This window comes from Streptomyces sp. NPDC031479 (assembly GCF_055581065.1).
On record NZ_JBVIKC010000044.1, the window covers coordinates 16,972 to 36,968 of the forward strand.

At 72.6% G+C, this 19,997-nt stretch carries 20 protein-coding genes and 1 pseudogene; 10 read left to right on the forward strand and 11 right to left on the reverse strand.

The window, feature by feature from the left end; translation table 11 throughout:
- Positions 1–20: 20 nt before the first annotated feature.
- On the forward strand, positions 21–695 hold the full coding sequence (locus ACZ5D2_RS32970) for a DUF1707 SHOCT-like domain-containing protein (RefSeq protein ID WP_468934512.1): 675 nt from the start codon (positions 21–23) through the stop codon (positions 693–695).
- A 176-nt stretch (positions 696–871) separates the two neighbouring features.
- A complete protein-coding gene (locus tag ACZ5D2_RS32975; protein ID WP_371676856.1) occupies positions 872–1,270 on the forward strand; it encodes a WhiB family transcriptional regulator in 399 nt (132 codons plus the stop codon).
- 174 nt (positions 1,271–1,444) lie between these two features.
- On the opposite strand, the gene glpX is transcribed toward ACZ5D2_RS32975, so the two are convergent.
- Entirely contained in the window at positions 1,445–2,476 is a 1,032-nt protein-coding gene (gene glpX, locus ACZ5D2_RS32980; RefSeq protein ID WP_371676855.1) for a class II fructose-bisphosphatase, read from the reverse strand.
- Between the two features lie 237 nt (positions 2,477–2,713).
- Between glpX and ACZ5D2_RS32985 the strand changes: the two genes are divergently transcribed.
- Positions 2,714–3,241, forward strand: a complete 528-nt coding sequence (locus ACZ5D2_RS32985; RefSeq protein ID WP_468934572.1) for a DUF4245 domain-containing protein — start codon at positions 2,714–2,716, stop codon at positions 3,239–3,241.
- Between the two features lie 179 nt (positions 3,242–3,420).
- On the opposite strand, the gene ACZ5D2_RS32990 is transcribed toward ACZ5D2_RS32985, so the two are convergent.
- The 4 genes from ACZ5D2_RS32990 to ACZ5D2_RS33005 form a co-directional block, all read right to left on the reverse strand.
- The gene (locus ACZ5D2_RS32990; RefSeq protein WP_371676854.1) at positions 3,421–4,011 is read right to left on the reverse strand and encodes a malonic semialdehyde reductase; all 591 of its coding nucleotides are present in this window, start codon (positions 4,009–4,011) and stop codon (positions 3,421–3,423) included.
- A 98-nt stretch (positions 4,012–4,109) separates the two neighbouring features.
- The gene (locus ACZ5D2_RS32995) at positions 4,110–4,355 is read right to left on the reverse strand and encodes an exodeoxyribonuclease VII small subunit (protein WP_030226198.1); all 246 of its coding nucleotides are present in this window, start codon (positions 4,353–4,355) and stop codon (positions 4,110–4,112) included.
- A 53-nt stretch (positions 4,356–4,408) separates the two neighbouring features.
- Positions 4,409–5,644 carry an exodeoxyribonuclease VII large subunit gene (xseA, locus tag ACZ5D2_RS33000; protein WP_371676853.1) on the reverse strand — a complete coding sequence of 412 codons (1,236 nt, stop codon included), beginning with the start codon at positions 5,642–5,644 and terminating at the stop codon, positions 4,409–4,411.
- A gap of 9 nt (positions 5,645–5,653) precedes the next feature.
- Positions 5,654–7,051, reverse strand: a complete 1,398-nt coding sequence (locus ACZ5D2_RS33005) for an APC family permease (protein ID WP_371676852.1) — start codon at positions 7,049–7,051, stop codon at positions 5,654–5,656.
- An 86-nt stretch (positions 7,052–7,137) separates the two neighbouring features.
- Here ACZ5D2_RS33005 and ACZ5D2_RS33010 point away from each other — a divergent pair, with 86 nt between their 5' ends.
- Entirely contained in the window at positions 7,138–8,151 is a 1,014-nt protein-coding gene (locus ACZ5D2_RS33010; protein ID WP_371676851.1) for a 4-hydroxy-3-methylbut-2-enyl diphosphate reductase, read from the forward strand.
- Positions 8,152–8,183: 32 nt separating this feature from the next.
- A complete protein-coding gene (gene ppgK, locus ACZ5D2_RS33015) occupies positions 8,184–8,939 on the forward strand; it encodes a polyphosphate--glucose phosphotransferase (RefSeq protein WP_371676850.1) in 756 nt (251 codons plus the stop codon).
- 66 nt (positions 8,940–9,005) lie between these two features.
- On the opposite strand, the gene ACZ5D2_RS33020 is transcribed toward ppgK, so the two are convergent.
- Complete coding sequence (locus tag ACZ5D2_RS33020) at positions 9,006–9,464, reverse strand: DUF6542 domain-containing protein (protein ID WP_468934521.1); 459 nt, start codon at positions 9,462–9,464, stop codon at positions 9,006–9,008.
- A gap of 149 nt (positions 9,465–9,613) precedes the next feature.
- On the opposite strand from ACZ5D2_RS33020, the gene ychF reads away from it, so the two are divergent.
- A complete protein-coding gene (ychF, locus tag ACZ5D2_RS33025) occupies positions 9,614–10,702 on the forward strand; it encodes a redox-regulated ATPase YchF (protein ID WP_266841964.1) in 1,089 nt (362 codons plus the stop codon).
- Positions 10,703–10,844: 142 nt separating this feature from the next.
- On the opposite strand, the gene ACZ5D2_RS33030 is transcribed toward ychF, so the two are convergent.
- From ACZ5D2_RS33030 to ACZ5D2_RS33045, 4 genes and pseudogenes are all read right to left on the reverse strand, one after another.
- Positions 10,845–11,648: a hypothetical protein gene (locus ACZ5D2_RS33030; RefSeq protein ID WP_468934523.1), complete on the reverse strand. Its 804-nt coding sequence runs from the start codon at positions 11,646–11,648 to the stop codon at positions 10,845–10,847.
- Positions 11,649–11,734: 86 nt separating this feature from the next.
- A pseudogene (locus ACZ5D2_RS33035) lies at positions 11,735–11,866 on the reverse strand (type II toxin-antitoxin system RelE family toxin); the annotation flags it as partial.
- A gap of 107 nt (positions 11,867–11,973) precedes the next feature.
- Complete coding sequence (locus tag ACZ5D2_RS33040) at positions 11,974–12,555, reverse strand: Uma2 family endonuclease (RefSeq protein ID WP_468934526.1); 582 nt, start codon at positions 12,553–12,555, stop codon at positions 11,974–11,976.
- 107 nt (positions 12,556–12,662) lie between these two features.
- Positions 12,663–13,277 (reverse strand): HdeD family acid-resistance protein, encoded by a 615-nt coding sequence (locus tag ACZ5D2_RS33045; protein WP_468934528.1) that lies wholly within the window; start codon positions 13,275–13,277, stop codon positions 12,663–12,665.
- Positions 13,278–13,505: 228 nt separating this feature from the next.
- Between ACZ5D2_RS33045 and ACZ5D2_RS33050 the strand changes: the two genes are divergently transcribed.
- Entirely contained in the window at positions 13,506–16,160 is a 2,655-nt protein-coding gene (locus ACZ5D2_RS33050; protein ID WP_371676845.1) for an AfsR/SARP family transcriptional regulator, read from the forward strand.
- Positions 16,161–16,312: 152 nt separating this feature from the next.
- Positions 16,313–16,999: a DUF4232 domain-containing protein gene (locus tag ACZ5D2_RS33055; protein ID WP_371676844.1), complete on the forward strand. Its 687-nt coding sequence runs from the start codon at positions 16,313–16,315 to the stop codon at positions 16,997–16,999.
- 96 nt (positions 17,000–17,095) lie between these two features.
- Here ACZ5D2_RS33055 and ACZ5D2_RS33060 read toward each other — a convergent pair whose 3' ends face one another.
- Positions 17,096–18,124, reverse strand: a complete 1,029-nt coding sequence (locus ACZ5D2_RS33060) for an SMP-30/gluconolactonase/LRE family protein (RefSeq protein ID WP_371676843.1) — start codon at positions 18,122–18,124, stop codon at positions 17,096–17,098.
- A gap of 78 nt (positions 18,125–18,202) precedes the next feature.
- Between ACZ5D2_RS33060 and ACZ5D2_RS33065 the strand changes: the two genes are divergently transcribed.
- Together ACZ5D2_RS33065 and ACZ5D2_RS33070 are read left to right on the forward strand one after the other, a co-directional pair.
- Entirely contained in the window at positions 18,203–18,640 is a 438-nt protein-coding gene (locus ACZ5D2_RS33065) for a MarR family winged helix-turn-helix transcriptional regulator (RefSeq protein WP_371676842.1), read from the forward strand.
- A 163-nt stretch (positions 18,641–18,803) separates the two neighbouring features.
- Positions 18,804–19,940 carry an alpha/beta hydrolase gene (locus ACZ5D2_RS33070; protein WP_371676841.1) on the forward strand — a complete coding sequence of 379 codons (1,137 nt, stop codon included), beginning with the start codon at positions 18,804–18,806 and terminating at the stop codon, positions 19,938–19,940.
- Positions 19,941–19,997 lie beyond the last annotated feature (57 nt).

Sequence of the window (19,997 nt, forward strand, 5' to 3'; positions counted from 1 at the left end):
GTCTCGCTATGCTGGTTGACGTGGACCTGGAAAAGCACCCTGCCGCCCCCGCCCCCGTGGCCGCCGCCCCCGCCGGGCTGCGCGCCTCCGACGCCGATCGGGACCGGATCGCCGAGATCCTCTCCCACGCCCTCGCCGAGGGCCGGCTGACCGCAGAAGAGCACTCCGAGCGCCTGGACTCCCTCTACGCCCTGAAGACGGTGGGGGAGCTGGACGTACTGGTGAGCGACCTCCCGGCCGGCGCCGCGGCGGCGTCCGGCCCCGCCGCCCCGTCGGCCGCGCTGCCGGCCGTGGCCGCGTCCGGCCCGGTCGAGACGGTGGTCGCCGTGTGCAGCAGCTCCGCCCGCAAGGGCCGCTGGCGCCCCGGGGCCCGCACCCGCGCGGTCTCGGTCCTCGGCGACATCACCATCGACCTCACCGAAGCGGTCTTCGAACAGCAGGTCACCGAGATCAACGTGACCTCTGTCCTCGGCAACGTCGAGGTGCTGGTGCCGGAGAACGTCACGCTGCGCGGCTACGGCAGCGGGGTCCTGGGCAACTTCGAGGTACGCGGCGAGGGCGGCCCGAGCGACCCGCAGGCACCGGTGGTCATCGTCCGCGGATTCGCGCTGCTCGGGAACATCGAGGCCTACCCCAAGCCCGGATCCCGCCTGGTCGACCTGGCCCAGAAGCTGCGCAAGCGGCTCGACGGCTGAGCCGCCGCGCGGGCCCTGCCGCGGGCCCCGGGGGCCCCGTGCGGCGGGCGTGTGCCTGCGGCGTATTTCGGTCGAACCTCCCATCGGTGACGGTGCACAGTGCTTAGTGGCACGCACAGCGGGTAGGGACTGGTGCATCGTCTCTCGCTCGCGTATACGTCGTCAGGAGTAGACCCGTGCCGCATCCGCCGCATCAGTCCCTGCAGGCAGCCGCCGTCCAGAGTCTTCAGGCGCGTCCGGCCGCGGTGCCGAAGCCACGGATGCCGGCGCGCGAAGAGGACGGCCCATGGCATGCGGAGGCGGTGTGCCGCAGGGACGAGGCGGGCCTCTTCTTCGCACCCTCCAAGGAGCCGACCGCGGCCCGGCTCGCGCGCGAGGAGGCCGCCAAGCGGGTCTGCGCGCGCTGCCCCGTGATGGTCGCCTGCCGCGAGCACGCACTGCTCCAGCCCGAGCCCTACGGAGTCTGGGGCGGCCTCACCGCCGCCGAACGCCGCGTGGTCCTGGGGCGCAGGCGCCGCCGGGCCGCCGAGCTGCTCCCCGGGGCGGGTACGCCGCCCATCGCCGCCGCCGGCTGAGCCCGTACGCGCGCGCCGGTCCCGTACGCGCGAACGGGTCCCCGTACGCGCCGGTGGGCCCCCGTGCCCCCACCGGAAATCCCCGTACGACACGACAGTCCCCGTACGACGAAGGGGCGGTCCCCCCGCACCGGGACCGCCCCTTTCGCCGTGCCGTCGCCGGCCCGGCCGCTCCTACTGCGCCCGGTCGAAGTCGATCGCGCTGTACGCGCGCAGCTTCGAGAGGCGGTGGGTGGAGTCGATCTGCCGGATCGTGCCCGACTTCGAGCGCATGACCAGCGAGGACGTGGTCGCGGTCTCCGAGCGGTAGTGGACGCCGCGCAGCAGCTCGCCGTCGGTGATGCCGGTGGCGACGAAGAAGACGTTCTCGCCGGACACCAGGTCGTTGGTGTGCAGCACCCGGTCCAGGTCGTGGCCCGCGTCCAGGGCCTTCTGGCGCTCGGCGTCGTCCTTGGGCCACAGCTTGCCCTGGATCGTGCCGCCGAGGCACTTGATGGCGCAGGCCGAGATGATGCCCTCGGGGGTGCCGCCGATGCCCAGGAGCAGGTCGACGCCGGTGCCCTCGCGCACCGCCATGACCGAGCCCGCGACATCGCCGTCGGAGATGAACTTGATGCGGGCGCCGGTCTCGCGGATCTCCTTGACGATGCCCTCGTGGCGGGGGCGGTCCAGGATGACGACCGTGACGTCCTCGACGGCCATGCCCTTGGCCTTGGCGACCCGGCGGATGTTCACCGAAACGGGCGCGTTGATGTCGACGAAGTCGGCGGCCTGGGGGCCGGTGACGAGCTTGTCCATGTAGAAGACCGCGGACGGGTCGAACATCGTGCCGCGGTCGGCGGCCGCCAGGACGGCGATGGCGTTGGGCATGCCCTTGGCGTTGAGGGTGGTGCCGTCGATCGGGTCCACGGCGATGTCGACCTCGGCACCGGTGCCGTCGCCGACCTGCTCGCCGTTGAAGAGCATCGGGGCTTCGTCCTTCTCGCCCTCGCCGATGACGACGACGCCGTTCATCGAGACGGTGGAGATCAGGGTGCGCATGGCGTTGACCGCGGCGCCGTCCGCGCCGAGCTTGTCGCCACGGCCGACCCACCGGCCCGCGGCGAGTGCGGCGGCCTCGGTGACCCGGACGAGTTCCAGGGCGAGGTTGCGGTCGGGGGCTTCGGGAGAGACTTCGAGCTGGGGCGGCAGGTTGTGCTCGGTCATCGGAGCGCACCTTTCTGTACGACGACGGCCGGGATGTGAGGGTGCTGGAACTCTATCGGTACGTCGACATATTGAGCAGAGCGGGTCACTTATGAGCGGAATATCGGTCAACGGGACGGGCTGAGCGGACACATCCCCCGCCCCTCCCGTCCCGTACGGGTCTTCTTCCGCACCCGCCACGCCGACCCCGGCGCTGATCGCCCCCGGGCATGCGGGACGATGGGGGGCGTGGCAGGTATGAAAGGCAAGCAGACGGTCTGGGACATGGTGCGGTCGCTGGTGGTGATCGGCGTCGTCGTGGCGGGGATCTACATCTTCCTCCCCCATGACGACTCGGCCGACCCGACGCGCACGGTGGACTACCGGGTGGAGACCATCACGGCGCGGCGCGCCGCGTCGTACCCCGTCGCGGCCCCGGTGGGGCTGCCGAAGGAGTGGCGGGCGACCTCGGTGACGTTCGAGCGCAAGGAGGCCAACGCCTGGCACCTGGGCTTCCTGGACCCGGACAAGCAGTACGTGGCGGTGGAGCAGTCCAGCGACGCCTCGGCGAAGTTCGTGGAGGGCGTCACCCGGGGGGCGAAGGCCACCGGGCAGACCCAGCAGGTCGGCGACCGCGCCTGGGAGCGCTGGGACGGCGAGAAGTACGACGCGCTGGTGCTCCAGGAGCAGGGCTACGTCACCGTCGTGACCGGGACGGCCTCCTTCGAGCAGCTCGGTGCGATGGCCGCGGTGCTGGAGTTCAAGCAGGGGGCGCAGGCCTCGTAGGCCCTGTCGGCCCGCGGCGGGTCCGGCGCGCGGCGCCGGGTACCCGGCCGGGCGCGAAGAGCGCGAAGAGCGCGAAGAGCGCGAAGAGCACGAACAGCACGAAGAAGGCCGCCCGCCCCGGGGGAACCGGGGCGGGCGGCCTTCTTCGTGCGTCCGTTCTGCTCTGCGCGGGGCAGGACTCAGACGGTGGTGACGACCTGGTCGAAGTCCAGGCGCGGGGAGCGCGGGAACCAGGCGTTCTCGCCCGGCTTGCCGATGTTGACGACCATCAGCGGGGTGTGGTCGGCGTCCAGGAACTCCTTCTGGACGCCGGCGAAGTCCAGACCGGTCATCGGGCCGGCGGCCAGGCCGGCGGCGCGGACGCCGACGATGAAGTAGGCGGCCTGCAGCGAGGCGTTGACCAGGGCGGACTGCTCGCGGACCGGGCGCTCGGAGAAGAAGGCGTCCTTGGCCTGCGGGAAGTGCGGCAGCAGCTGGGGGAGCTCCTCGTGGAACTCGTTGTCGGCGGAGAGGATCGCGACCAGCGGGGCGGCGGCGGTCTTGGGCTGGTTGCCCTCGGCCATGTGCTTCACGAGGCGCTCGCGGGCCTCGGGGGAGCGGACCAGCGTGATGCGCAGCGGGGTCTGGTTGAAGGCCGTGGGGCCGAACTTCACCAGGTCGTAGATGGCCTGGACCTGCTCGTCGGTGACCGGCTCGTCGGAGAACGAGTTGGCGGTGCGGGCCTCGCGGAACAGCAGGTCCTGAGCAGCGGCGTCGAGCACGAGAGACATCGGTAAGCCTTCTTCTGTACGGAGGTGAAGCGCGACGTCTCCGACTCTACGACGAAAGTAGATGAAATTTCAACTAAATTGGCCTGGCGAGACCTGGATCACTCTTCGCGGCCCCCCTCGCGGCCGTCGCCGTCCCCGGCCGCCTCCCGGGCCGCCAGCGCCGAGTCCAGCCGGGCGCGGGCCCCCTCCAGCCAGTGCCGGCAGACCTGCGCCAGCTCCTCGCCGCGCTCCCAGAGCGCGAGGGACTCCTCCAGGGAGGTGCCGCCGGCCTCCAGCCTGCGGACGACCTCGACGAGTTCGTCGCGGGCCTGCTCGTACCCCAGCGCGGTGTCGCTCTCAGTCATTCCCGTTTCCTCATCGTATCTGTGCACTGCAACGAATCCGTTGCCGGAACTTGTCATCCTCTAGCGGCTTTTGAGGCGGTCTCCGGCGTGACCTCCACCGCGAACTCGCCCGCCGCCACCCGCGCCCGCAGTACCTGCCCCGGCTCGACCTCGTCGGGCGCCCGCACCACATGCCCGTCCGCCCGCTGGAGCACGGCGTACCCCCGTTCCAGGGTGGCCGCGGGGGACAGCGCGAGGACCCGGGCCCGGGTGTGCTCCAGCTCGGAGTCGGCCCGGTCCAGCAGGTGCCCGAGCGTGCGCCGGCTGCGGGCCAGCAGCGCGTCCAGCTCGGACTCCCGGTTCTCCACCATCCGCTGCGGGTGCACGAACACCGGCCGGGCCAGGGCGTGCGCGAGCCCCCGCTCCTCCCGGTCCAGCAGCCCGCGCAGCGCGCGCAGCCCCCGGCCCTGGAGCTGGCGCACCCGCTCCATCTCCTCCCCGACGTCCGGGACCACCTTCTTCGCGGCGTCCGTCGGCGTGGAGGCCCGCAGGTCCGCCACCAGGTCCAGCAGCGGCGAGTCCGGCTCGTGCCCGATCGCCGAGACCACCGGCGTACGGGCCGCCGCGACCGTCCGTACGACCTCCTCGTCGGAGAAGGGCAGCAGGTCCTCCACGCTGCCGCCGCCGCGGGCCACGATGATCACGTCCACATCGGGCCGGGCGTCGAGCTCCTTGACCGCCTGCACCACCTGCGGCACCGCGTGCACCCCCTGCACGGCCACGTTGCGCACCTCGAAGCGCACCGCCGGCCAGCGCCGCCGGGCGTTCTCCAGCACGTCCCGCTCGGCCGCCGAGGCCCGCCCCACCACCAGCCCGATCAGCTGCGGCAGGAACGGCAGCGGCTTCTTGCGGTCCAGCGCGAACAGGCCCTCGGCGGCCAGCGACCGCTTCAGCCGCTCCAGCCGGGCCAGCAGCTCCCCGATGCCGACCGGGCGGATCTCGGTGACCCGCAGGGACAGCTGCCCGCGCGGGGCGTACCACTCGGGCTTGGCCAGGACGACGACCCGCGCGCCCTCCGACACCGTGTCCGCCACCTCCTCCCAGACCTGCCGGAAGCAGGTCACGCTGACGGAGATGTCGTGCGACGGGTCCCGCAGCGTCAGGAACACCACCCCCGCCCCCGGCCGCCGGGACAGCTGCGTGATCTGCCCCTCCACCCACACCTGACCCAGCCGGTCGATCCAGCCCCCGATGAGCCGGGACACCTGACCGACCGGCAACGGCGCATCAGCCGACGTATTCAGACCCATGCACGCAGGCTAGCCGCCGGGGCCGACACCCGTACCGGGCCCGTCGGCCGCGGCCCCGGCGCGTCGGCCGCGCTGGGCGGCCAGGACGCACAGCCCCACCAGCAGCCACACCGCCCCCACGAGCTGCGCCGTCCAGGACGCCTCGACGATCACGGCCACGGTCACGGCGGCGCCCAGTACGGGGAACACCAGGTGCTTCCACCAGATCGGCGGGCCCTCCATCCGCCGCACCACGAACCAGCCCACCACCGAGGCGTGCAGCAGCGTGAAGGCCGTCAGCGCTCCGATGTCCACCACGGAGACCAGGTGGTCGAGCCCGTCGTCGCGGCGGGCCGCCCACACCGCCGCCACCAGCGTCACCGTGGCCGCGACCAGCAGCGCCGCCCTCGGGGTGCCGCCCGAGGTGCGCGCCAGAACACCCGGCAGCCGCCGCTCCCGGGCCATCGCGAACAGCAGCCGCCCGGCCGCGGCCTGCCCGGCCAGCGCCGCGAAGGCCGCCCCGACCGCCTTGCTCGCCGCCACCAGGTCGTGCAGCCACCCCCCGACCGAGGCCTCGACGGCGTCGTAGAAGGCCGGCCCCTGCAGCGCCGGGTCGGCGGCCAGCTCCGCCGAGGAGACCGGGGTGAGCAGCGCCGCGAGGTAGGTCTGGACCAGGAACAGCACTCCGGTCAGCGCCAGGCAGAACAGCACCGCCCGAGCCACCCGGGCCGAGCCCCCGGTCACCTCCTCCGCGAAGGAGACGATGGCGTCGAAGCCCAGGTAGGACAGGACCGCGATCGACACCGCGCCCAGGACGGCGGCCGTCGAGAAGCCCAGCGAGCCGTCGCCGGTCAGCGGCGACAGCCAGCCGCGCCGGGCCCCGTCCCGGACCAGTACGGTCACCGCCGAGACGAGGAAGACGAGCAGGACCAGGAGCTCCACGGCGAGCACCGCGAAGCCCACGCGCGCGGCCGCCCGTACGCCCCACAGGTTCAGCAGGGTGGTGACCGCCACCGCCAGCGCCGTCCACACCCAGCGGGAGACCTCCGGGACCAGCGCGTTCATCGCGATCCCGGAGAAGAGGTACGCGACCGCCGGGATCAGCAGGTAGTCCAGCATCGCCATCCAGCCGGCGATCAGCCCCGGCCCCTCGCCCAGCGCCTTGCGGGCGTAGGTGAACACCGAGCCCGCCTGCGGGGCCACCCGCACCATCTGCGCGTACGAGAAGGCCGTCAGCGCCATCGCGGCCGTCGCGACGAGGTACACGAGCGCGACGGAGCCGTGCGACCTGGCGTCCAGGGTGCCGAAGACCCCGACCGGGGCCATGGGGGCGATGAAGAGGAGGCCGTAGACGACCAGGTCCCGGAATCCGAGGCTCCGACGCAGGGCGGTGGGCGGGACGGTGGTGGAATCCGTAGCGGATGCCATCGTTCCTCCGAGGGATCGCCGGTATGGACGTTCGACCAAGTGTGTGCCGAACGGGGGACGTACGGCCTGCTGGAGACCCCCGTACGATGGAGCGTATGACTGCTCCCGCCCCCGCTTCCGCATCCCGCCGCGTCCTGCTCGCCGCCCCGCGCGGCTATTGCGCGGGAGTGGACCGCGCCGTGATCGCTGTCGAGACGGCCCTCCAGCAGTACGGTGCGCCGGTCTACGTCCGACACGAGATCGTGCACAACAAGTACGTCGTCCAGACGCTGGAGAAGAAGGGCGCCATCTTCGTCGAGCGGACGGAGGAGGTCCCGCCCGGCTCCATCGTGATGTTCTCCGCGCACGGCGTGGCGCCGGTGGTGCACGAGGAGGCCGCCCGCGGCAGGCTCGCGACGATCGACGCGACGTGCCCGCTGGTCACCAAGGTGCACAAGGAGGCCATCCGGTACGCGAACGAGGACTTCGACATCCTCCTCATCGGCCACGAGGGCCACGAGGAGGTCATCGGCACCTCCGGCGAGGCCCCGGACCACATCACCATCGTCGACGGCCCGGACGACGTCGCGAAGGTCGAGGTGCGCGACGAGTCGAAGGTCGTCTGGCTCTCGCAGACCACGCTCTCGGTCGACGAGACGATGGAGACGGTCGACGCGCTGAAGACGAAGTTCCCCCTGCTCGTCTCCCCTCCCAGTGACGACATCTGCTACGCCACCTCCAACCGGCAGGCCGCGGTCAAGGTCATGGGCTCCGACTCCGACCTGGTCATCGTGGTCGGGTCGAAGAACTCCTCGAACTCGATCCGGCTGGTCGAGGTCGCCCTCGACGCCGGCGCGGGCGCCGCGTACCTGGTCGACTTCGCGAGCGAGATCGACGAGGCCTGGCTGGAGGGCGTCACGACGATCGGCCTGACCTCGGGCGCCTCGGTGCCGGAGGTCCTGGTCGAAGAGGTCCTGGAGTGGCTGGCCGCCCGCGGCTACGCCGACGTGGAGATCGTCAAGACCGCCGAGGAGTCCATCGTCTTCTCCCTCCCCAAGGAGCTGCGCCGCGACCTGCGCGCGGAGGCCGCCGAACTGGCTGCCGGGGGCGCCGACGAGTAGCCTGCCGGGCCCGGCGTTCGTACGGTGAGTCCATGCAGATCTTCGGTGTGGACATCGGCGGTTCCGGGATCAAGGGCGCTCCCGTGGACCTGGACCGCGGCGAGCTGGCGCAGGAGCGCCACAAGGTACTGACACCGCATCCGGCCACCCCCGAGGGGGTGGCCGGATGCGTAGCGGAGGTGATCGGCGCGTTCTCCTGGAAGGGCCCGGTGGGGGTCACCTTCCCGGGTGTCGTCACCGGTGGCGTCACCCGCTCGGCCGCCAACGTCGACAGGGCGTGGGTGGGTACGGACGCCGCCGCCCTGCTCTCGCGGGAGCTCGACGGCCTGCCGGTCGCCGTCCTCAACGACGCGGACGCGGCGGGCGTCGCGGAGATGACGTACGGGGCCGGGCGCGGCCGGGGCGGCACCGTCATCCTGCTCACCCTGGGCACCGGCATCGGCAGCGCCCTCTTCACGGACGGGCGGCTCGTGCCGAACTCGGAACTCGGCCACCTGGAGCTCAAGGGCCACGACGCGGAGACCCGGGCGTCGGTGAAGGCCAAGGAGGACGGCGACCTCACCTGGGAGCGCTGGGCGCACCGGCTGCAGAAGTACCTGGCCCACGTCGAGATGCTCTTCTCCCCGGACCTCTTCATCCTCGGCGGCGGGGTCAGCCGCAAGCCGGAGAAGTTCCTCCCGCTGATCCAGGACATCCGGGCGGAGATCGTCCCGGCGAAGCTCCAGAACAACGCGGGCATCGTCGGGGCGGCGATGGCCGCCCGCGACCTGGCGCGGCAGGCGGGGTAGGCGGGCCGGCGGCCGGACGGGTCGGGCGGGTCGGGCGGGTCGGGCGGGTCGGGCGGGTCAGGCGGGTCAGGCGGTGCTGCGCCGGGCGGCGCGCCGCCGCCCGCTCAGCGCGGCGCGCCGCACCAGGGCGATCAGGGCCGCGACCAGCGTGCCCGCGTACAGCCAGCCGGCGTGCAGGGACAGCGCCGACACCACCCCCATCAGCTGCCCGCCGGCGCCGCCGGAGGCGCCCGACACGGGCCAGACCCCGGCGGCGAAGGCGATGGGTACGGCCACGGGCGCGGTGACCAGGTCGGCCGGCCGCACCCACGCGGCGGTCGCGGCGGCCACGGGGAGGAAGAGCAGCCCGTACGCGAAGAGCGAGGAGTCGAAGAGCAGCCAGGAGATCCCGGCGGCCAGGAGCATCGCGACGCAGGCGAACAGCCCGCCGCCGAGCCCGGTCAGCCGGGGCCGGGGCAGCCGCCGCCCGCCCCGGGCCGCGGGGGGCCGGGAGCCGCGCACCTGAGGGTGACCTGTCGAACGCATCCTGTATTGCTCCACCCCACCAACCTAGGCGGGAGGCCCCCCGGATCGGCCCCCGGACACGCGTACATCCACCGGCGCTCATCGGAAAGTAAACTGTCCGACGGCCCACTCCGGGCCGCCGCCCCCTCCAGCTACGGGAAGTCGCCAACGTGTCGCTCACGATCGGAATCGTCGGCCTGCCTAATGTCGGCAAGTCGACCCTTTTCAACGCCCTGACCAAGAACGACGTGCTGGCGGCCAACTACCCGTTCGCCACCATCGAGCCGAACGTCGGCGTCGTCGGCGTCCCGGACCCGCGCCTGGCCGTCCTGGCCGGCATCTTCGGCTCGCAGAAGGTCCTCCCCGCCACGGTCGACTTCGTCGACATCGCGGGCATCGTGCGCGGCGCCTCGGAGGGCGAGGGCCTCGGCAACAAGTTCCTCGCGAACATCCGCGAGTCGGACGCGATCTGCCAGGTCATCCGCGCCTTCAAGGACGAGAACGTCGTCCACGTCGACGGCAAGGTCTCGCCCAAGGACGACATCGAGACGATCAACACCGAGCTGATCCTCGCGGACCTCCAGTCCATCGAGAAGGCGGAGCCGCGCCTGACGAAGGAGTCCCGCCTCCAGAAGGAGAAGGTCGCGGTCCTGGCGGCCGTCGTCGAGGCCAAGAAGATCCTCGAAGCGGGCGACACCCTCTTCTCGAAGGGCATCACCAAGGGCACGGAGCAGGGCGACCTCCTCCACGAGCTGCACCTCCTCACCACCAAGCCCTTCCTCTACGTCTTCAACGTGGACGAGGACGAGCTGACGGACGACGCCTTCAAGGCGGAGCAGTCCGCCCTGGTCGCCCCGGCCGAGGCCATCTTCCTGAACGCGAAGCTGGAGCAGGACCTCTCGGAGCTGGACGACGAGGAAGCCCTGGAGCTCCTCCAGTCGGTCGGCCAGGACGAGCCCGGCCTCGCCACCCTCGGCCGCGTCGGCTTCGCCACCCTGGGCCTCCAGACCTACCTGACGGCAGGCCCGAAGGAAACCCGCGCCTGGACCATCAAGCAGGGCGCCACCGCCCCCGAGGCCGCGGGCGTCATCCACACCGACTTCCAGCGCGGCTTCATCAAGGCCGAGGTCATCTCCTTCGCGGACCTGGTCGAATGCGGCTCGGTCACGGAAGCCCGCGCGAAGGGCAAGGCCCGCATGGAGGGCAAGGAGTACGTCATGCAGGACGGCGACGTGGTGGAGTTCCGCTTCAACGTCTGATCGTGTCGTCACTGCACGCTGGGCGATTCGTTAAGCGTGCAGGTCGCAAGGGGTCGACTCCTGATGGAGTCGGCCCCTTCGTCGTCACCGTGCTGGATGGGTGCCGGATGTTCTGACGCCGGATCAGGCGGTCGGGCCCGACCTACTCGGTAGACCGTTCGAGCATCGGCTCGAAGGTGGACTCCTCGTCATCGGGAACGTGGGGGAGGAATCCGTCGGGGACGGTGCGGGCGGCGGTGGTGGGCGGGCGGTCCAGGACTTCCCTGCCGGAGGAGACCTCGGGGTGTGCCTCGATCCTGTGGAGCAGGGCGCTGTCCGGGAGGACGGCCGGGTTGAGGGCCCGGGCGATCGCTGGGGTGAGGGGGCGTCCGGCGAGGACGTGGCGGATGGCATCGAGGGGGACGGGTCGCTCGTAGTAGTCCTCGAAGTGGGCCTGGACGGCCTCGGGAGAGCGGTCGGTGAGGAGGTGGAAGAGGAAGCCTGAGCCGTCCGGGTCCTCGCTGCCGGCGGGGAAGGGGATGGTCGAGCCGGCGCTCCAGGCGGTGTCGCAGGTCTCCCGCCACAGGCATGCGGTGACCCGGGGCGTATCGATCCCTTCATCGCGGAAGGCGGGCTCGTCGAGCACCGGGCGCAGTGCGGCGGGCACGTCGTCGATGACACCGGGCCAGACCTGCTCGTCGTCCGTCCCGTACGGGCTCATCTCCGACTCGTGGGCGAAGCCGCGTATGAGCACGCCGGCTGGGGTGAAGAGGATGGAGAAGTCGTCCCCCGAACCGTTCTCCATCAGGGCCGCCTCGACGCCGGGGCTCCAGGTGGTGTCGAAGGTGTACTGGGAGAACTGCGGATCGTCCCCGATCGTGGCGTCCAGGACGGCCAGTGCGCGCAGATGGGCACGGAGTTGGGGCGGGTCGGGGAGGAGGGCGGCGGTCTCGTACACAGTGCTCATGGCGGCATGGAAGCAGCCGCCACTGACAGTCCGGCGCGACCAGCCCGGACGGTGATGCCGCCGCCTCCTGCGGATTCCGACGGGTATCAGGTGTCGTAAGCGGTGGAGCGGTGTCCGACGTGAACCACCCAGACCACCAGTTCCCCGTTGTGGATCGTGTAGACAACGCGGTAATCGCCGACTCGCAGGCGACGGCGGTCAGGCTGCGACACGAGGGCTCGGTACCACTACTGACCGCGTGTGAGCCGGCCTCGCCAAGTGTGCAGGTCAGCAGGGGTGGGACTCTGGGTGAGTCCCACCCCTGCTGTCTTCCCCTGCTGACTTGTCAGTTGCTTCGTGGCGGAGTGAGCCGGTCGAGATCAAGGCTCATCTCGAAGGGCACCGGGCGCTGGAGGGTGCCCCGGAAGATCCCGGCGGGTGCGTAGGCGCCGGTCGGTTCGTCGAGCTCGTAGACGTGTACGACGGGTGCTCCGTCCTCGTCCTCGATGCACCAGTAGTGCGGGATGCCGGCCTCCGCGTACTTGCGGAGCTTTACTGTGCGATCGCGATGGGCGGACTCCGGGGAGACGACCTCGATGACGAGCCGGACGTCCTCCGGTGCGAACCAGGTACGGTCGCCGTCGAAGTCGGCCGTCGTGACCAGCAGGTCCGGTTCGGGGCGGTTGCGCGGGTCGAGCTTGATGGTCATCTCGCGGCCGACTCTCACGTCGGCGGGCACCTGCTCCATGAGTGCGACGGTGAGCATGGTGACGAGGTGGCCGTGCCACCACCTCTGGGGCGACATCATGAAGACGAGGGCTCCATCGATCAGCTCGGTGTGGCGGGGTGCCTCGGGGAGGCGGTCGAGGTCCTCCGCGAACCAGCCTTCCGCGCGCGGCGGGCGCATCCAGTCGGGCAGTGCGGTCATGGCTTCACGGTAGCGGCCCGTAGCTCAGGCTGGGGAGCCAACGATCCCGGCCGGAGGTTTTTCGGCAGCTTGCCGCACCGCGACCGGCCGGATCGTGTAGACGGCACTCACTCGCCGTGCGGTGGTATCGCCCGGCGGGTCGCGGAGCGCAGTGCGAAGGCCATCACCACTTCGAACACGCCGAGCAGGACGAGCCAGAGGCCCAGCAGTCGCGTCAGGGCGACCGCGGAGTCCACCGGGAAGCAGAGCACGACGATTCCGGCGATGACGCCCAGGGCGCCCAGGCCGAAGAGCAGGCCGCGGTGTACGAGGGCGTGGTCGGCGATCGCGGTGTACGCCGTGAGCACTCCGCTCAGCAGCCAGAACACCCCGAGGATCAGGGACAACGCGCCGATCGTCTGCATCGGATGCCGCAGTACCAGGACGCCCGCCAGGAACGCCAGCATGGAGATCAGGACGCCCGCCAGTCTGCTGCCGCCCCGGTCGCCGCCGTGCGAGAAGGCCGAGACGAAACGGAAGGCGCCCGCCACCAGGAGCTGCAGGCCGATGATCACGGCCAGGACGTGCAGGGTCTCGTCGGGCCAGACGAGGATCAGGATGCCGGGGATCAAGGTCGCGAGGGCGAAGCCGAGTGCCCAGTGCCAAGAGCTTCCGAGCTGCTTGAGGACGTCCTCGGGGTCGCTGTGCGCGTACTGCGGCGTCGCGTCGGGGGATACGGTCATCACGCCTCCTGGGCCAGCCGCGCGGCCCGCGGGGGCGCCCTGGAGCCGCCGGACATGCCGTGACTGCTTTTAGGCCATTTTAGGTTGATATGGGCTTGCCTGCTGATCCGGCGGCCCGGGGGTGTCCGCAGGTCCGGTGGGGATCCGGTGGGGAATCCGGTGGGAGTCCGGTGGGTGGATCTTGGTGCGTATCCTCGGGGTTCGCAGGGGGAGCGTGGGAGGCAACAGGTGGAGATCCGGCTGCTCGGGACCGTCGCCGTCGTGACGGAGGGCGGGGACCTCGCGCTGGGGCCCGCCAAGCGCTCCAGCCTGCTGGCCATGCTGGCGTTGCGGCCCAACACCGCGGTCCGGGTGAGCCGGCTGATCGAGGCCCTCTGGGAGGACGAGCCGCCCGCCCGCGCCCGGACCGTGCTGCAGGGGCACGTCTCGCGGCTGCGCGCCCTGCTGGCCCAGTGCGGGGCCCCGGCGTACGGGGTCGAACTCGCCACCCAGGGCACGGCGTACGTACTGCGGATGCCGGAGTCCCTCGTGGACGCGCACCGCTTCGAGGAGCTCGTCGCCCTGGCCGGGGTGCAGTGCCGGCCCGCCGACGCCGTCCTGATGCTGCGCGAGGCGCTCTCCTTCTGGCAGGGGCCCGCGCTCACCGGAACCGTGCAGAGCCGGCACCTGCAGGCCGGGGCGAGCGGCCTGGAGGAGCTGCGGCTGGCCTCGGTGGAGGCGCTCGCCGGGGCGTACGGACGGCTCGGCGAGCACGCCATGGCCGCCGCCGTGCTCCGTACCGAGGCCGTCGCGCACCCGCTGCGCGAATCCCTGGCGGCCGCGCTGATGCTGGCCCTGGGCCGCTCCGGGCGGCAGTCGGACGCCATCGGCTGGTACCACCGCACCCGCCGGATGCTCGGCGAGGAGCTCGGCGTGGACCCCGGGGAGGCGCTCGACGCCGCCTACGCGGAGCTGCTGCGTTCGGCCGGCCCCGCGTCGCGGAGGCGGTCCGCCGCGCCCGCCCCGGCCGCCGAAGCGGTGGTTCCCGAGCTGCTGCCGCGTCCGCCGCGCGGGTTCACCGGGCGGGACGCCGAACTGGCGGAGCTCACCCGGGCCGCCGGGGCGGGTGGCGGGGCCGTCCGCCTGGTCACCGGGCCCGCCGGAGTCGGCAAGACCGCCTTCGCCGTGCACTGGGCCCACCAGCGGCGCGCCGACTTCCCCGAGGGCCGGCTCTTCGCCGACCTCCGCGGATTCAGCGACGGCCAGCCGCCCGAAACCGGCGCCGTCCTGCGGGAGTTCCTCCTGGCCCTGGGGGTGTCGCCGGAGGGGATGCCGGAGACGGCCGACGCGATGGGCGCGCTGTTCCGCTCGCTCACCGCGGGGCGCCGGCTGCTCCTCGTACTCGACGACGCGCGCTCCTCAGAGCAGGTCCGGCCCCTGCTCCCCGGCGGCGACCACTGCGCGACGCTGGTCACCAGCCGCAACCGGCTCGGCGGACTCATCGCCTCCGACGCCGCCCGGCCGCTGCCCCTGGGCCACCTCCCGCCGGCCGACGCGCGGGCCCTGCTCGCCGACGTGCTGGGCGCGCCCCGGGTCGAGGCCGAACCGGAAGCCGCCGCCCGGCTGGCCGCCCTCTGCGACGGGCTCCCGCTGGCGCTGCGGGTGACGGCCGCCCGCCTGGCCGAGCGGCCGGAGTGGGCGCTCGGCGCCATGGTCGGCGAACTGGCCGACGAACAGGGGCGGCTGGCGGCCCTGAACGTCGAGGACACCGGGGTCTCGGCGGCGCTGCACCTCACCGTGCGGCAACTGCCCGAGTCCGCGGCCCGGATGTTCCGCGCACTCGGCCTGCACACCGCGGGCGACCTGGACCGCTTCGCCGCCGGCGCGCTCGCCGGGACCTCGCCCGCGCAGGCCTGTGCCGACCTGGACCGGCTCGCCGCGGCCCACCTGATCGGCGAGCCCGTTCCGGGCCGCTGGTCCTCGCACGACCTGGTACGGCTCTACGCCCGCGAGCTCGCCCCGCAGGCGGACCCCGAGGGCCTGCGCCGCCTCCTCGACCACTACCTCTACACGGGACTCGCGGCCGATGCCGCGGCCGAGCCGGGCTCCCAGCCCTGCTACGCGCTGCCCGCCGGCTTCCGCAGGCCCCCGGCGATCCGGGAGTTCGAGGACCGCCGCGCCGCACTGGCCTGGTACGAGGCGGAGCGCCCGGCCCTGGAGGGGGCGGTCGCCGCCGCCGCTGCCCTGGGCCTGCACGACCGGGCCTGGCGGCTGGCCCTCGTACCGTGGCCGCTGGTGCTGTGGCGGATCGGGGACGGCTGGGTACCGCTCCTGGAGGCCGGGCTGCGCTCGGCGGAGCACGAGGAAGACCCCGACGCGCAGTCGCGCACCCGGGCCCTGCTCGGCTGGGTGCTGCACGAGGAGGGCCGCGACGCGGAGGCCCTCGTACACCTGGAGCAGGCGCCGCCGCTGGCCGCGCGGGCCGGTGACGGGATCGGCGAGGCCATCGCCTACGCGAACCTCGGGGCGGTCCTGGACTCCACCGGGCGGCACGAGCGGGCCGGGGAACTGATGTCCCGGGCGGTCGGGCTCGCCGAGATGACCGGCCACCCCTCCACGCGGGTGCTGACCCTCCAGCACCTGGCCCGGCACTGTCTGCGGACGGGGGCCCACGAGGAGGCGCTCGCGCACGTCGTGCGCGCGCAGGGGCTCGTCCCCGCCGGGATGGAGGTCGGAAGGGCGCAGCTGCAGATCGTCCGGGGCGAGGCCCTGGCCGGTCTCGGCCGGGTCGAGGAGGCCGCCGGCCAGCTCGGACGGGCCGCGGCGGCGGCGGACGCGGCAGGGTTCACGGACGGTGCGCGGCGGGCGGGGGAGCTGCTGTCGCGGTTGGCAGCGGATCGTTAGCGGCGCGCAAGCGGAACGGCAGCGCCCGGCCGGAGGCTGTGGTCAGCACCGCACACGTGCCCCGCACAAGTGCACCGCCTACGTGCACCGCCTACGTGCACCGCCTACGTGCGCCGCCCACGTGCGCCGACCGATCGTTCCGGGGAACCACCATGCCTGCCTGCCGCAAGAACACCGTCCTGGCCGCTGCCGCTGCCGCCGTCGCCGTCCTGTCGCTGGGGCTGACCGCCTGCGGCGGCGGCCACGAGGCCCCGAAGGCCGCGGCGGACCAGGCCGCCCCGCAGGGTGCCCCGCAGCCAGCGTCCGGCAAGGCGGGCGCCGCGTCGGGCGACCAGGCCGCAGGCAAGAAGGGCGCGGCCGCGGGCGGCGCGTCGTCGGGCGGCGGCGCGTCGACGGGCACGGTGAGCGTCCCCGCCTGCACCCCCAAGGACGTGAAGATCACGGTGGCGAAGGCCGAAGGGACCCCCACCGAGCACGTCACCCTGACGGCCGCCAACACCTCCGGCCACTCGTGCCGCCTCTACGAGTACCCGCTGATCGCCTTCGGGGACGTCCAGACCGCCAAGGACGTCCCGGCCGTCGCGAAGAGCAAGCCCGCCGCCCCGGTCGTCCTGAAGGCCGGCGTTCCGGCATACGCGAACGTACGCGTCGCCGCCGGGGGCGCGCACGAGGACAACAAGGTCGTCACCCGCTTCAACGTGAACCTCTTCGCCGCCGACGGCCCGGCCGAGGGCAGCGTCGTCGTCACCGCGCCCGCGGGCGGCCTCGCCGTGGACGAGGCCGTCGCGAAGACGGGCTACTGGACCTTCGAACTGCGGGCCGGTGCCGACGAGTTCTGAAGGGACGGCCCGGCCGGATGCCGCCACCCGCACCCGAGGCGCGGCCCCCGGTGCTCGCGCCCGGCCCGTTGAGGCCCGGCCCGCCGGGGCCCGCCGTCAGAGGCCGTGGACCTCGGCGACCGTGAAGGTGGTCGGGGTGCCGCCGGTGGGGTTCATGGGGCCGCCCTGGTCGAACTGGGAGCGGACCACCAGGGTGCGGCCCCGGGTGTGGGTGAGGGTGGTGGGGATCTGGAGCGAGGGGTCCGTCAGGGTGCGGGTCAGGCGGGCGCGGGTGCCGTCCGCGCTGAGCTGCCAGCGGGTCAGGGTGTTGGGGAGGTTGTGGGCCACGCGCAGGGTGCCTTCGGGGGAGAGGTCGAGGCCGTCGGCGGCCTTGAGGTCGCCGCCGGTCAGGGCGACGCGGCTGATGGCGCCGGTGCGCAGGTCCACGCGGTGGAGGTCGCCCGCGGTCATGTCGACGGCCAGCAGGTAGCGGCCCGCCGGGTCGGAGACGATGCCGTTGAGGGCGAAGCTGCCGGCGGGTGCCGGGGTGAGGTGCCCGGTCAGGTCGTGGGCGACGGTCAGGGCGCCGGAGCCCGCGCGCAGCTGGGCCGGGGTGACCCGGTAGATCACGGGGCGGGCGCTGTCGGTGAGGTAGGCCGTGCCGTCCGGGGTGATGGTCAGGTCGTTGATGAAGCGCGGCCCGGTGCCCGGGACCTCGAAGTGGGCCAGGCGTGCTCCGGTGCGGGTGTCGTACACCGCGACCCCGGTCGTGGAGTCGGTGACCCACAGCCGGCCCCGGGCGTCGACGCGCAGGCCGTTCGCCGTGTGCCGGCCGTCGGCGCCGGCGGGGAGGAAGACCTCGGCGGTGCGGACGCCGGGCCGGGCGCGGTAGACGGTGCCGTCCGCGTACGAGCCGACGTAGACGGTGCCCGTACGGGGGTCGGAGGCGATGCCCTCCGGGTAGACCTTCGCCCCGGGCAGGGTGAACGCCGTCGAGATCCGGGGGGCGGGCGCGGCGGTGGCGGGCGCGGCGGTGGCGGGCGACGCGGGAGCGGGCGCGGCGGCACCGGCCGGAGTCGCGGCGGCCACGGTGAAGGCCGCCGACACGGCGAGGGCCACGGCGAGGGGCTTCGACAGCTTAGGCATGGGTGCATCCTTCTTGTCAGGTGAGTTCGAAGAGTAGTTAGAGTTCTAATGATTGGCAAGGGTCGTAGGATTCCCTCCATGACGTCCATGCCCCCCGAGGCGCGCATCGGCTCGCACATCAAGCGCGCCGAGCAGGCACTCCTCGCGGCGAAGAACACCGCGTGCCGGCCGGCCGCCGTGACGGTGCCGCAGTACGCGGCCCTGCTCTGGCTCGCCGAGAAGCCCGGCATCTCCGCCGCCGCCCTGTCCCGGCTCTGCGGGGTCACGCCGCCGACGATGAACACGGTCCTGAAGAACCTCCAGGAGCGCGGGCTGATCGAGCGGACCCCCCACGAGTGGCACCGCAACGTGCTGGAGACCCGGCTCACCGAGGAGGGCCGGGCCGTGATGGAGCGGGCGGACGAGGGCGCCGTCCGGGTCGAACGGGCGCTCGCCGCGGCCCTCTCCGCCGAGGACCGGGAGCGGCTCGTGGAACTGCTCGGACGCTGTGCCGAGGTGCTCGACACCCTGAAGTGACCCCGAAGTGACCGGGGGATCCGGGCACGGCCACCGGAAGTTCCGCCCCTGTTTTTGCGCGGATTCGGAACTTTCCAGGACACTCGCACATCAGGACCAGTGGATGTGTGTCCAGCCGTTCTGCCCCGCCCCGGGGCAGCCCCGACCGTTCGGAGCGAAGTCCGTGCACGAGTACCCGCAGCAGCCGTCCGGCCCCGACCCCGAGCCGGGGCGGGGCCGGGGCCGCTCCCGGCGCGCGATCTGGATCGGCGCGGGCGTGGCCTGCGCGCTGCTCCTCGGCGGCGGGGGTTTCGCCGCCTGGAAGAACGAGTGGTTCTCCGGCAACGGGGAGGCCGTCAGCTTCGGCCCGGCGGCCGACCGGGCCGCCCCGGCGGCCGGCGGCTCCGGGCAGAAGTCCCCGAGCGCCGCCCCGGTGGCCCCGCCCAAGCCCACCGGCGACCCGGACGTGCTCATGCCGTCCGGCCCGAAGTCCGACTTCAAGCAGACCACCAAGCTCGACGACGGCACCGTCATAGCCAAGACCCGCCTGACGGGTGCCAAATCCGGCTTCGAGGGTGACGTCTGGGTCTGGGCCCCCAAGGAGTACGACGACCCGAAGTACGCCAAGAGCGCCTTCCCGGTCCTGATCGCGCTCCCCGGCGGCAACGGCTACCCCACGAACTACTGGGCCGACCGCAGCCTCGGCCTCCAGAAGGCCATAGCCGAGGGCGTCGAGGCCGGCACCAGCCTGCCGTTCATCGTGATCATGCCGGTGCTCAACCCGGACAACAAGTACTACTACGACGGCGCCGACATACCCGGCCAGCCCAAGATGGGCACCTGGATGGCCGAGGACGTCCCGGACTTCGCCCGCGCGAACTTCCGTACGTACAAATCCCGCGACGGCTGGGCCTTCATGGGCTCCTCCTCCGGCGCCTTCGTGGGCATGAAGACCGTCCTGCAGTACCCGGACCGCTTCAAGGCGGTCATCGCCAGCGGCGGCGAGATCACCCCGGACTCCCCGCTCTGGAAGGGCCACCAGGCCGAGATGGACGCGAACAACCCGGAGAAGCTCGCCCAGAAGCTGATCGACTCCAACGGCCCCGAGGTCTACATCAACTTCCAGGTCGGCACCAAGGAGACCGGCAAGGACCGGATGACGAAGTTCGTGCGCGAGTACGGCAAGGGCCCCGTCAAGACCACCATCCGCGACATCCAGAACGGCGAGCACAACGGCTGGCACTACGTGCGAGGCATGAAGGAAGGCTCGCTGGAGTGGGTCAGCAAGGTGCTGAAGGGCCCGAAGCCCGAGGCCGGCTGACCCGCCCCGCCCCGGACGCCCGCCCCCACCCCCGAAGCCCGCTCCACCCGAACGCCC